The sequence below is a fragment of the Acinetobacter sp. 1542444 genome, from assembly GCF_000581835.1.
GTDB lineage: Bacteria > Pseudomonadota > Gammaproteobacteria > Pseudomonadales > Moraxellaceae > Acinetobacter > Acinetobacter pittii.
Map to the genome: position 1 here is coordinate 347,594 of NZ_JEYA01000001.1, position 13,780 is coordinate 361,373.

The following is a 13,780-nucleotide window of genomic DNA, read 5'->3' on the forward strand; positions in this document are numbered from 1 at the left end:
TTTGAAGTAAATAATAATTAAATCTAAAAAACCGATTAAATACATAAAAACATACTGTTTTACCTATTTTATGTTTTCACGTACTATGCATCTATTGAAAGAATTTGGATGCATTGGAGTAAAAACAGATGTTAGATCAAAACATTAAAACTCAATTAAAAGCTTACTTAGAACGTCTAGAAAGTCCAATCGAATTAGTTGCTGCTTTAGATGAATCAGATAAAGCTGCTCAAATTAAAGAGTTGGTGAGTGAAATCGCTGAGCTTTCTGACAAGGTAACAGCCCGTTTTGACGGTAACAATACACGTCGTCCAAGCTTTGGTGTGGCTAAAGCAGGTGAACAGCCTCGTGTGTTCTTTGCAGGCTTACCTATGGGTCATGAGTTTACGTCTTTGATCTTGGCACTGTTACAAGTGTCTGGCTATGCACCTAAAGTGTCAAATGAAGTGCTTAACCAGATTAAAGGTTTAAACCTCAAAGCAAACTTCGATGTGTTTGTATCCTTAAGCTGTCATAACTGTCCGGATGTGGTACAGGCGCTTAACCTGATCGCAATTTATAACCCGAACACCACGGCAACCATGATTGACGGTTCATTCTTCCAAGACGAAGTGGAACAACGCAAAATCATGGCTGTACCGATGGTATTCCAAGACAACGAACACATTGGCCAAGGTCGTATGACCCTTGAAGAGATTGTGGCAAAACTTGATACCAACTCAGCTGAAAAAGATGCAGCAGCACTCAATGCCAAAGATGCTTTTGATGTATTGGTGATTGGTGGTGGTCCTGCGGGCGCAACAGCTGCAATCTATGCTGCACGTAAAGGTATTAACACCGGTATTGTGGCTGAACGCTTCGGTGGTCAAGTGATGGACACCATGGACATTGAAAACTTCACTTCTGTGCAAAAGACGCAAGGTCCTAAGTTTGCTGCCGAGATGGAAGCACATGTTCGTGAATACGATGTAGATATCATGAACCTGCAACGTGTCAGCAAAATCACGGGTGCCAACCAGACTGCAAATGGCTTGGTTGAAGTTGAACTTGAAAACGGTGCAAAACTTGAATCGAAAACGGTGATCCTTTCAACAGGTGCACGTTGGAGAGAAATGAATGTACCGGGTGAGCAAGAATACCGTACCCGTGGTGTCGCGTACTGCCCACACTGTGATGGTCCATTGTTCAAAGGCAAACGTGTTGCCGTGATTGGTGGTGGTAACTCAGGTGTTGAAGCAGCAATTGACCTTGCAGGGATTGTTGAACATGTAACTCTAGTTGAATTCGATACCAAACTTCGTGCAGACCAAGTGTTGCAAAACAAATTGCATAGCTTGCCAAACACCACTGTGATTATGAATGCCTTAAGTACAGAAGTGTTAGGTGACGGTTCACAAGTGACTGGTCTTAAATATAAAGACCGTGCGACTGATGAAGAGCATGTGGTCGAGCTTGCAGGGATCTTTGTACAGATTGGTTTACTGCCAAACACTGACTTCTTAAAAGACAGTGAAGTTGAGTTAACCAACCGTGGCGAGATCATTGTGAATGACCGCAACGAAACCAATGTGCAAGGTGTATTTGCTGCGGGTGACTGTACGACTGTACCTTACAAGCAAATCATTATTGCTACAGGTGAAGGTGCTAAAGCATCACTCTCAGCGTTTGATTACATCATCCGTTCTGGGCAGTAAAATTTAAGTCCAAAACGAAAGAGCCAAAGGATAACCTTTGGCTCTTTTTCTTTTTATGGTTTATATAAACCGTGTTCGACTAAATGCTCTCGTAAAATACGGCGTAACTCTAATACAGCTTGTGGTGTCAGTTGAATTGAATGGCCACCTGGAAGAACTTTCTCAGACTTTGCTCCGTCTAAGTGAGCACTTTTGTACGGAACGATGCCATCGGTAATCACATTTGGATCATCACTCTTAGTAATATTTCCCATAATTGAATGGAAAACTAATCCTTGGTGTGGATTAATATTTTTAGTCAGCTCCATAAATTTAGATTGATGACTTAAATCGCTTGGTCCATTTTGAATCAAACCATTATCAATATTACTCAAGAAATCTTTAACATCTAAATTTTCGGTTGTCAGTGAAGTCGCTACAGCTGACAAGAATGCACCCGGTAAACGAATAATTTTACGTGCTGCCAAGGTAAACCAACGATCTGCATAATCTGTACCTCGATGAGGAGAAGCCAAGAAAATTGCACGATCAAAATTATTGATTGAATGCATTTGCAATCGTTCAGTAACCATTGGATGTTTTTTAAAGCGGTTTTGCTGACGGATCGTCATTAACTCTAAGGCAGGTTTAGTAATATCTCCATCACTGACCAGTAAACGGCTGATAATACCTCCCATACTATGTCCAACAAGGACCGCATCATGCACGGCAGGGTCACTTGGGTTTAATGAACCAAAAGCTTGTTTCAAGAGTGCATAAATCTGAAAACGACTTTCCAAAATTGGCATGTTGGTCGAATAGAAAACCTGCCAAACTTGGTAATTGTCTCTTAAAACCGTATCGCCCATAACATCATTGGTCAGTGCAATCCATGCCTCGGGGCTACTTGCCAAGCCATGTACTAATACAATAATTTTCTTATTTGGGTTGTATGGTTCAAGCATATAGAGATGCGGCATAGTTAAATGCTGATCGCGGTCAATCAGAGTTAAATAAGCTGCAACCCCTAAATTGTTTTCGGCTAACCATAGGCCATAAGGTGCTGAAAAGTTAGCTGCTAGAGGATATTGTTTGCCTGCTACATTAATATTATCTGTTCGATATGGGTCATAAACTCGAATCACGAATTCTGGATTATTAATAATTTCTTCGACAGTGGTCGCGTGTTTGGGTTCAGCTACAATAGTCGCAGCCAAGTAGCGTGCATTATGAATATTTGGATTAACACCATTTTTATAATTATATTTAAGTGGGTCTAGGATATATTCATTAATATCTTCATTTCCTGAACTCGGAAAAACAGCCACAAATTCGGAGCCAAAACCATCGCGGCGGTTAATGGTTCTTAAGCCAGAAAAATTCAGGTTATAACTTGAAATTAATTTCTCTAACTTTTGGCCTGATAGTTGTTTATGAAATTCAAAATCAATTGAATAAACACTTTTACCAATATGAATTTGTGGTTCAACAACATTTTTCTTGGGATGTCTTAAGTCATAAACACCGACCATTTTGGCGATTGCTTGATTATAGAAATCGCGAATTTGAACTTGTCTATTATCAAAAATACGGTCGTTAGGCTTACGTTTTGTTGAAAATAGATATGCATAGCTATAGCGAATACTTTTATCTAATAGACTCAATTGCTGGTCTAAGCAATCATCATATCTATTCAGAATATTCTTTTGTTCTTCTTCAGATTTATGTTTAGTAAATCTACTTACTTTACAGTCAGATGTATCTGATAAAGCCATTGCTTTTGCGAGATACATTTCGCTTGCTGCTGATAAGAACTGTTCATCTAAAATTTGAGGAAGGTTTTTGAGTTGATTTACACAGGTTTCAGGTGTATCTGTACAAACTTTAGCTTCCTGACCAGACATTGATAAAACATTCAGACTCGCTTCGCTAAGTTTATCTTGGGTAAGAATACTATTACGTTCATTTGCAATCGTTACATTCAAAGCTTGCTGTTTAACATTTACGACCTGACAACCACTCAGAATTGAACCGAGTAGTATGACCGTCAACAGTGTTTTGCTTCTTTTTATTGAAAACATTATGGTCAAAATATAGTGGCTCAATGGTAGGTAGATCATACAAATTTTAAAATATTTTTCAAATGATCAAATATAAAAAAGGGCTGTCAAAACAGCCCTTTTTTATAGAATTAAGCTTATTTTTTAGGTGCAGCAGGAGTAGTTGCTGACATTGCTGGGTTAGTTAAAACTTGCCATACGTTCCAACGACCTTGTTTTTCAATTTCTTGAATTAAACGGTCAGCAATTTCCGCTTCATCTGGATATTTAACTTTATAGTTCTTTAGCGTCTGGATCGCGTTTTTCTTTTGCTCCATTGCAATATAGTTATTTGCAGCAGCTAAATATGCTTCTTGAACATTACCTTTAATGGCTTTGTCTAAGTATGGAATCGCTTCACGTTGACCGCCACCTTCAGATAAACCAAAACCGAACCAGAAATTTGTTTCCGCATCATCTGGATTAATTTTTAAAAGTCTTTGAGCATATTCTAAAGATTTAGTGGTATGAACAGTACCTAAATCAAGGTTACGTGCAAGAACACTTGCTTTAAAAGCACGAATTAAAATATCAAATGATGCATTTGGATTTGCAGCAAGTGTATCAAGTTGTTGTGTTACTTCTTTAAGTTTACTTTCAAAGCCTTTACGTTCTTGACGGTCAGTAAAGCGAGGTGGGTAGTGACGTGCTTTACCTTCCACTAACTGTAAGAAGTCATCAATAGTAGTCACGTCAATTTCATTTTCACCGGCTAAAACTGCGTATTTCATTGAACGTTGTGAATTATTGACAGTCGGAACGATCAGTTTATTGACGTCGAGAGTAAGCTGTTTGGTTGGATCATCTTGACGATTAACGACCATTTTGGTTACAGGCTGTGCAGCAGCGTCTTTTAATGCAACTTCAAATGCCGGTGGCTGATCATAGTTAAAAGGGTTTAGCGCATAAAAAGGAGGAGTAAGCTCTGGTTCCTTGAAAACAAAAGGCTCAATTTTTTGTTCTTTTACGGGTGCCATTGTACAAGCGGTTAAACTTGAGGTCGCAAGGATTATATATGCCAAAGGCTTAAAATTCATAGGATCTTCCGTTCATTTTAGTAAAGTCAGATTTGGTACAGGTAAGTCTAGGAAAAGCTAAACAGACATGCAAGGGTAAGCGTGTTACATTATGAATCAAGAATATTACGTTTTTGATGTCTTATCTTGCGCACCGCATTCACGACGAACTTCTTCAATAATTTTCAGTTCTTCATCACTAAAAGGCTGTTCATCCTGACTTTCTTTTTTGAAGCTCGGGTCTAGCTCTGATAAACGTTGGCATAAATTATTCATACGCGTTTCATTATGCTGAATACGATCAAGTAAAACGCGCATACCCTCTAATATAGGGTCAGACTGATCAGCAGTTGTCGCATATGGAGCGAAACCGATACTTTGCGCATAATCACGGCGACGTTCTTCATCTTTATTCTTGTCAGGTGCATCTTTATAAATATAGCGAGCAGGGTTCCCTACAGCGGTCACGCCAGCAGGAACAGCTTTAGTCACCACAGCATTTGAACCGACTTTAGCGCCTTTACCTATTGTAAATGGACCTAAAATTTTTGCACCCGCACCAACAACAACGCCATCTTCTAAAGTTGGGTGGCGTTTACCTTTATTCCATGTTGTTCCACCTAGGGTCACACCATGATAAAGCGTAACATCATCACCAATTTCAGCAGTTTCACCAATCACAACACCCATACCGTGATCAATAAAAAAACGTTTACCGATTTTAGCGCCAGGATGAATTTCAATGCCTGTTGCAAAACGACTAAATGAAGAAAGAAGGCGAGCAGCACCTTTACAATCTTTTTGCCATAACTCATGTGCGACACGATGCATCATAATCGCATGAATGCCAGGGTAGGTCGTGAGAACTTCGAGTGTATTGCGGGCAGCAGGATCTCGCGCAAATACAGCCTTTATATCTTCTTTCAGCTGTTTAAGCATTGGGTTGATCCTCCTTGTCAGATAATGCTTTTTTCCATTTACCACTGGTTAGAGCTTGTACTCGACTAAAAATACCGCGAAGTAAATGATATTCCATACGATCTAATTGTATACGACCAAATAAACGACGCAAGCGTAAAGGTAACAAACGTGGATTATCTGGATCTAAAAATTCAATTTCGGTTAGCATTTTCTCTAGATGAGGATAAAACTCTTCCATTTGTTGTTGAGTCACCAATGGTTCATCCCATTGCATGCTTTGACCTTGGACTAATGGCATTTCATCTGTATCTTGATCCACGTTTTGTTGTTCTAGAGCAGACATGCGAAGTTCGTAACATACGACTTGAATTGCTTGCGCAACATTTAATACGCCATAGTCCGGATTTACAGGAATTGTTAAATGATAATTTGCCAGTGCTAATTCTTCGTTGGTTAAACCACGATCTTCACGGCCAAAAACAATCGCAATTTGTTGTCCTTGAGAGGTGGCTTTAATGGCTTCTTTGGCAGCAGGTCTTACGTCAAGTAAAGGCCAAGGAATAGTACGGCTACGTGCACTTGTTCCAAATACTAAATGGCAATCTTTAATAGCATCTTCTAAGGTATCGACAATCTCAAGATGTTCAAATAAATCCTGGGCACCAGCAGCAAGCGCTTGTATGTCTGGGTGAGGATATGTTTTAGGTGCAACAAGAACTAATTTAATTAGCCCCATTGTTTTCAAGGCACGTAAAGCACTGCCAATATTGGCAGGCAAGGTAGTGTTTACCATGACAATACGCACTTGTGCTAATTGTTTTGACACAGTGTTGTGATCAAACGAACTCATAAGATTTCCAGAAATTACGAATATTGAGAAACTTCGCTTTGGTATAAATCCAATGCATCGTCCATAGTCATGTCCGCAGGAGGGGAAGCAACGGTTTGCGGACGAGCAGGTTCTGCTGCTTTAGCTGCTTTCGACTTTACTTGATATTCAATATAAATATTATCTTTACCAAAATAATCTCTGAGTTTAGCAAGTAATTCATCGAGAGGAGCAACTTTCCATTGCGGACCAAGTTGAAGCTCAGCTTGAGCATAAGGTTGATCAATCTGTAGCTGTAGAGTGATATGTTGATGCATATCTACATTGCAAAATGGCAAGATTATGTTTTGTAAATCTTTTGCCAATGTGGCTTGCATAAACTCTTCTGTTAATTTGATCTGAATGCTATTAGCACGTTTTTGTCGTATTTCATTTAAAGTAAAAGCCTTAGTTAAACGGCCCATCGGACGTTCAAAGCCTTCTCTTTCATAAATTTCGCCTTCAAAGACGACAACACGCTCAACTTGGATAATATCTTTAAAACGTTGGAAACGTTCATGGTTGCAACTTACTTCAATACGAGCTGTACCATCATCTAATACAATAACTACGCGATTTGGGAAGTTTGCGACGTCAATGACTAAGCCTGCATACACCGTTGTAACACCACGACGTGTAGCCGTAATTTCATTAAGTTTTACAGGAATAAAAGCTTTAAGTTCTTGTCGGTAAACATCAATTGGATGGCCCGTTAAATATAACCCAAGCGTGTCTTTTTCGCCTTTTAGACGAACTTCATCACTCCACGGTTTAACGGGTTTAGCAGGCTTACGCTGAACTTCTTCAACCTCACCAAATAAATCCATAATACCGCTTTCACGATTGCTGCGCGCTTGTTCGGCAGCTTGAACCGCCTCAGGCAATTGTGCCATTAGGCTTGCACGTTCAATTCCCAAGCAATCGAGTGCACCTGCACGAATCAACGCTTCAAGAGTACGCTTATTGATTTTCTTCAAATCAATACGATGGCAAAAATCGAATAGATCTGTATAAGGACCAAATTGTCGACGAGAGTCAATAACTGACTGCATCGCTTGTTCGCCGACACCTTTAATTGCACCTAAACCATACACAATAGTTTTATCATCGCTCGCATGGAAATGATAAGTCGACATATTGACTGATGGTGGTAAAACTTCTAGGCCATTATTTCGGCAGTCATCAATTAAAAATACAACACTGTCGGTGTTCTGCATTTCCGATGACATTACCGCGGCCATAAACTCAGCAGGATAATGTGCTTTTAACCAGGCAGTGTGGTAAGCAACGAGGGCATAAGCGGCAGCGTGAGATTTGTTGAAACCATAGCCAGCGAACTTTTCCATATAGTCAAAGATATGGTTGGCTGTACTTTCATCAATCCCTTTTTCTGCAGCACCTGCCAAGAAAATTTGACGCTGCTTAACCATCTCCTCAGGTTTCTTTTTACCCATTGCACGGCGTAGTAAGTCCGCGCCACCTAATGTGTAACCTGCACAGATCTGCGCAGTCTGCATCACCTGTTCTTGGTAAACCATAATCCCGTAAGTTGGCTCTAATACACCTTCAAGAAGTGGGTGAAGATATTCAAAATCTCCACCATGCATACGGTGAATAAAGTCAGGAATAAGATCCATTGGACCAGGACGGTACAATGATACGAACGCAATAATCTCTTCAAATTTACTTGGACGTGCTTCTTTAAGCATTCGTTTCATGCCGACGGATTCAAACTGGAATACCGCAGTTGTATTTGCATCGGCAAAGACTGAATATGCTTTAGCATCATCAAGTGGAACATGCGAAATAATGAGCGGATCATTACTATCGCGATTTTTATTAATATTTTGAATTGCGTCTTCAATAACGGTTAAGTTACGTAAACCCAAGAAGTCGAATTTGACGAGACCTGCTGCTTCTACATCGTCTTTATCATATTGAGCAACACGGCTTGTTCCATCTTCATCACAAAGCACAGCCGAGAAATCGGTAATCTTACCGGGTGCAATAACAACACCACCGGCATGTTTACCGGTATTTCGGGTGATACCTTCCAATTTTAAAGCCATTTCCCAGATTTCACTCGCATCATCATTATCTGGGTTAGATGGATTGGTAACGATATCTTTAAGCTGGGGTTCCATCTCGATAGCAGTGGCTAAGTCCACACCGAGTGGTTTCGTAGGCACCATTTTTGAGATACGGTCAGCTAAACCGTAAGATTTACCTAAAACACGCGCAACGTCACGAATTGCACCTTTTGCTGCCATCGTACCGAAAGTTGCAATTTGTGATACGGCTTCACGTCCATAGGTACGTGAAACATAATCAATGACGCGGTCACGTCCGGCAATACAGAAGTCGACATCAAAGTCAGGCATCGAAACACGTTCTGGGTTTAAGAAACGTTCGAAAAGTAGATCGTAACGAAGAGGATCAAGGTCAGTAATTTTTAAGCTATAGGCAACGAGTGAGCCCGCACCTGAACCACGTCCAGGTCCTACAGGAACGCCATTATTTTTTGCCCACTGGATGAAGTCCATGACGATAAGGAAGTAACCCGGGAATCCCATTTTGAGGATAATGCCGACTTCGTAATCAATTCGTTCATCGTAAGGCTTACGAATTTCTGGCCAGTCTTCGCCACGTTTTTCGACAGGGTAGAGATAATCTAAACGTTCTTCTAGACCTACTTTTGACAAATGCTCAAAGTAAGTGTCGATGGTAAAGCCATCTGGAATTGGATAGTCAGGTAAAAAGTAAGTGCCGAGTTGTAGGCTAACATTACAGCGTTTTGCAATGTTATAAGTATTTTCGATAGCACTTGGGATATCTGAAAACAACTCGATCATTTCGTCCGAGGTTTTAAAGTGTTGCTCAGGACTATATAAGCGTGGACGACGGTCATCTGCTAATACATAGCCATCAGCAATACAAACACGGGCTTCGTGGGCTTCAAAATCTTCTTTTTCTACAAAGTGCACATCATTATGCGCAACTACACCGACATTATATTGGGCAGCAAGTTTAGCGGCTTCTTGAATAAAGTCTTCTTCACCAGGACGATCGGTACGTGTTAAAGCCAGATAAACACGGTTACCAAATTTTTCGATCCATGCTTCTAAAAGCGGAGCTGCTTTTTGAGGGTTAGATGAGCAAAGCATCTGACCCACATCACTATGTTGACCAAGTAAAACAATAATATCTTGATGCTGTTCAAGTACCCATTCTTTTTGTACACATGGAATACTAAGTTGTTGCCCTTCAATAAAACCGCGTGAAACGATTTCGGTGAGACTTTTCCAGCCTACATTACTCATTGCAAGTAAAGTTGCACGATGTTGAGCATCGTCAAGGCGAATTGTGCTACCTAAAAGCGGCTTAATCCCTTTTTTTAAACAAGAATTATAAAATTTTACTGCTGCATGAAGGTTTGATAGATCGGTTAATGCCAGCGCAGGCATTTGGTCTTTAACCGCAGCGTTGACCAAGTCAGGTATGCGAACTATCGACTCTGTAATCGAAAATTCTGTATAAATACCGAGATGAACAAACTGCATAAACCAATCCTTAATACGACTGCAGCATAGTTTAGCACGCAAAGTTAAAACGAAATGCTTAATATTTTGGCAAACTGTTAAGGATTTTATTATTTAAGAAGAATGATTTGAATATCTATTGTACAGATTGAATATAAAAGAGCTTATTTTTAAGAAATAGGACCAACCCAAACTTTATGTTTGGGCTGGTTGAAAAACTTAGTACTGCCAGAACATGCGCTGAATTTCTTTCGTGTCATTAGTCTTAGTAAGAGCTAAAGCTGTAAGAAGACGCGCTTTTTGAGGGTTTAAATCATGTGCTGCTACCCAACCATATTTAGAGTCAGGTTGTTCTGCATCACGTAATACGAAGCCTTGTGCGACACGTGATGAACGGATAATTTGAATACCGTTTTTGTCATGAAGATTTTGTAAGGTTGGTACGATATATTTTGGTACAGAACCGTTACCAGTACCTGCATTAATGATCGCTTTAGCACCAGCTTTTGCATACGCTTCATATGCATCTGGAAGCATAGAGTCCGAACCATAAACGATCTGTACAGTTGGAAGTGCATCGCCTTTAATATTTTCAATATTAAACTCTGAAGCATTTGTATGACGTTTTACAGACTGTCTGAACCAGTATGGTTTGCCTTCAACCAATGTACCTAAAGCGCCCCATTGACTAACAAAAGCATTTGTATGAATGTTAATGCCTTTAGTTACATCACGTGCAGCAAAAATAGAGTCGTTCATAAGAACCATAACGCCTTTATTTTTCGCATCATCAGAAGCTGCTAAAGCAACTGCACTATAAAGGTTAAGTGGGCCATCAGCTGAAAGAGCTGTTGAAGGACGCATTGAGCCAACAAGTACAATCGGTTTATCAGTATGAACAACCAAATTTAAGAAAAATGCTGTTTCTTCTAAAGTATCTGTACCGTGTGTAATTACGACACCATTAACAGATGGCTTTTTAACAAGCTCATTCACTTGACGAGCAATTTCTAATAATTCCTTGTCAGTAATACTCTCAGAAGCGATTTGTAATGCTTGAATACCAGTTACATTTGCCAAATCTTTGATTTGTGGAACTGCGTTAATTAGCGTATCAACAGGAACTTTTGCAGCAGTATAAGTTGCACTATTTGCCGAGCTTGCGCCAGCACCAGCGATAGTACCGCCAGTCGCAACTACAACAACATTATTTTTTGCATAAAGTGGGAGAGAGCAGGCTAATAAGCCCATCGCTAAACCTAAAGATTTAACAGTTTTAGTCAACATCGAAAATATCCTTATGAAGTGACGAAGTAAAAGTTTGTTGAATATGACTGCTTTTCCTAAGCAAAATACATACCATGTAAAACATATTCATAACTTGTTTGAATAAGAAGCATCCTTGAATAGCATTTTGTTTCACCAACAACCGCTTAATCATTGCTTTTATTTAGCGCTAATAAATAACATGAATAAAATAAAAAATCTATTAAGTTTTTCTAATTTATCTTGATTTGTTTACTTTTTAATATAAATAAAACAAATGATTTTTTTATCTGTATAAAATTAAAAAATAATAGATGTGTTTAAGTAATTTTTTGCCATTTGATATTTTTATATTGTTGATTTTTATTGTTATAATTTAATATTAAGATGATTTTAAATTTTTCAGTATGAATTGAAAAATAATTCCATTAATTTAATATAATTTAATTGTTGTAAATTGAATTAAAATTTAATCACTTGGTATTTATTTTTAAAAATATAAAATTTGTTTGAATAATTTTCATTCTATTTTTAAGGTTTGATTTAAGAAAATTTAATAGCAGTTTAAAGTCATTATTTAATATAAAAATATATGTGAATTTCCGCCACCAATTTTAAAATAAAAAAAGAGCAATTTTATAAGGTCATATAAAATTGCTCTTAAGTTGGGAGAGTGGGAGAAAAGAGAAACTTATGCGGTCGTTTGTTCTTGAGTTGATTTAATTAATACTGGCTCTGGTAGTTCTTCAGTATCAGCCACTTTATCGCCTTCAAGCTTGGCAACAACTGCGGTAGCAATACTGTTACCTACTACGTTTGTTGCAGTACGGCCCATATCAAGGAACTGATCGATACCGAGTAATAAAAGGATGCCAGCTTCAGGTAAGTGGAACATAGTGAGCGTCGCTGAAATAACTACAATAGAAGCTCGTGAAACACCAGCAATACCTTTACTTGTTACCATTAGAGTTAACAAAATTAAGATTTGTTGAGTGAAACTAAGATCAATATTGTAGGCCTGAGCAATAAAGAGCACTGCAAACGTGGTGTACATCATTGAACCATCAAGGTTGAATGAATAACCTAAAGGTAATACAAAGCTCGTTACTTTTTTAGGCACGCCAAATTTATTTAGTGCATCCATAACTTTAGGATAGGCTGATTCACTTGAAGCTGTGGCAAAAGCAAGCGTCACAGGTTCACGAATTAATTTACCTAAGCGGAAAATATCTTTTTTAAGTACGATTGCACCTACAGAGAATAAGATGATCCACAGTAATAAAAGACCAAAGTAGAACTCCGCGATTAAAATGCCATAATCAACAATCAAGCCTAAACCTTGTACTGTAATTGCTGAAGCGATTGCTGCAAATACTGCAACAGGTGCAAACATCATGACGTAATCAGTAATACGGAACATGATTTTGCTGAGTTCATCAGTCAAACGAATGATAACTGAATCTTTTTCTTTGCCTTGATTTACAAAAGCAAGGGCTGAGCCAAAGAAAATAGAAAAAACAAGGACTTGCAAAATATCGTTATTTGCCATTGCTTCGGCAATACTGCGTGGGAAAACATGGCTTAAAAATGATTGTAGAGTGAAGCCTGTAGTCGCTGGAGCAGAAGAGCTACTCAATTGTTGCGCAGTTGGTAATACTAAATCTAAAGCTGCACCTGGTTGGAAAAAGTTTGCCAGACCCATACCGATAGCAAGCGATACGAACGAAGCAGTAATAAACCAAGTCATTGATTTAAGGGTGATACTGCCGATTGATGTCGATTTCCCCATTGATACAATGCCTGAAACAATAGTGGCAAATACCAATGGAGCAATAATCATTTTGATAAGGCGTAAAAAGATATCTGTAGGTATGTTGAGATAAGAAGCGATTTGCTTCAATTGTTCACCCTCATTAAAGAAGTGGTGACAAATCCAACCTGTCAGTATGCCAAGTAAAATAGCAACAACAATATACTTTAGCAATTTCTTTTGCTTCATATGAACCTCTATCCATTTGATTCAATCATCCTTTGATGGGATTTGAATGATTGAAAGCTTTCCTTGTTAGTTCAGTTCGGTTGTTCTAACGATGTTATCTTCCTAGATCTGTATCTGTTTTAACCGAATCGAATATGGCGATGTTGTTATGGAGATGGATTGTTGCTCGATTTTGAAGCGGTGTGAAATGCAAAAAAATATTGATCCATGCATTTTTTGCATAATAAAGGTTAAGTAGATTGAAGAAAATCAAGTGATTTTAAACGTATGGTAAAAAATATATAAATCAAAAAATTAACTAATTTTTAAAGTTAAAAGAATTATAAAATTTATAAAAATAATTTAAATACAATAATTTATTTTGTGTTGATAAAATTGTTATGTGGTTAGAAGATTCTT

General features: G+C 38.5%; 8 protein-coding genes. 1 reads left to right on the forward strand and 7 read right to left on the reverse strand.

Annotated features, from left to right (window positions below; genetic code table 11):
* Positions 1 to 128 precede the first annotated feature (128 nt).
* Entirely contained in the window at positions 129 to 1,694 is a 1,566-nt protein-coding gene (gene ahpF / locus J580_RS06085; protein WP_032003458.1) for an alkyl hydroperoxide reductase subunit F, read from the forward strand.
* A gap of 53 nt (positions 1,695 to 1,747) precedes the next feature.
* Here the strand turns inward: ahpF and J580_RS06090 are convergent, their stop codons facing one another.
* The 7 genes from J580_RS06090 to J580_RS06120 form a co-directional block, all read right to left on the reverse strand.
* On the reverse strand, positions 1,748 to 3,754 hold the full coding sequence (locus tag J580_RS06090; protein WP_032003459.1) for an esterase/lipase family protein: 2,007 nt from the start codon (positions 3,752 to 3,754) through the stop codon (positions 1,748 to 1,750).
* A gap of 116 nt (positions 3,755 to 3,870) precedes the next feature.
* Positions 3,871 to 4,809 (reverse strand): ABUW_2363 family tetratricopeptide repeat lipoprotein, encoded by a 939-nt coding sequence (locus J580_RS06095; protein ID WP_017399898.1) that lies wholly within the window; start codon positions 4,807 to 4,809, stop codon positions 3,871 to 3,873.
* A gap of 105 nt (positions 4,810 to 4,914) precedes the next feature.
* Positions 4,915 to 5,727 (reverse strand): serine O-acetyltransferase, encoded by an 813-nt coding sequence (cysE, locus tag J580_RS06100; RefSeq protein WP_017403186.1) that lies wholly within the window; start codon positions 5,725 to 5,727, stop codon positions 4,915 to 4,917.
* A complete protein-coding gene (locus J580_RS06105; protein WP_032003460.1) occupies positions 5,720 to 6,559 on the reverse strand; it encodes an RNA methyltransferase in 840 nt (279 codons plus the stop codon). The genes cysE and J580_RS06105 overlap by 8 nt, the downstream gene beginning before the upstream one ends.
* A gap of 14 nt (positions 6,560 to 6,573) precedes the next feature.
* The gene (gene dnaE, locus J580_RS06110) at positions 6,574 to 10,137 is read right to left on the reverse strand and encodes a DNA polymerase III subunit alpha (protein ID WP_032003461.1); all 3,564 of its coding nucleotides are present in this window, start codon (positions 10,135 to 10,137) and stop codon (positions 6,574 to 6,576) included.
* Between the two features lie 198 nt (positions 10,138 to 10,335).
* The gene (locus J580_RS06115) at positions 10,336 to 11,403 is read right to left on the reverse strand and encodes a type II asparaginase (protein ID WP_032003462.1); all 1,068 of its coding nucleotides are present in this window, start codon (positions 11,401 to 11,403) and stop codon (positions 10,336 to 10,338) included.
* Positions 11,404 to 12,073: 670 nt separating this feature from the next.
* Positions 12,074 to 13,381 carry a dicarboxylate/amino acid:cation symporter gene (locus J580_RS06120; RefSeq protein ID WP_002114420.1) on the reverse strand — a complete coding sequence of 436 codons (1,308 nt, stop codon included), beginning with the start codon at positions 13,379 to 13,381 and terminating at the stop codon, positions 12,074 to 12,076.
* Positions 13,382 to 13,780 lie beyond the last annotated feature (399 nt).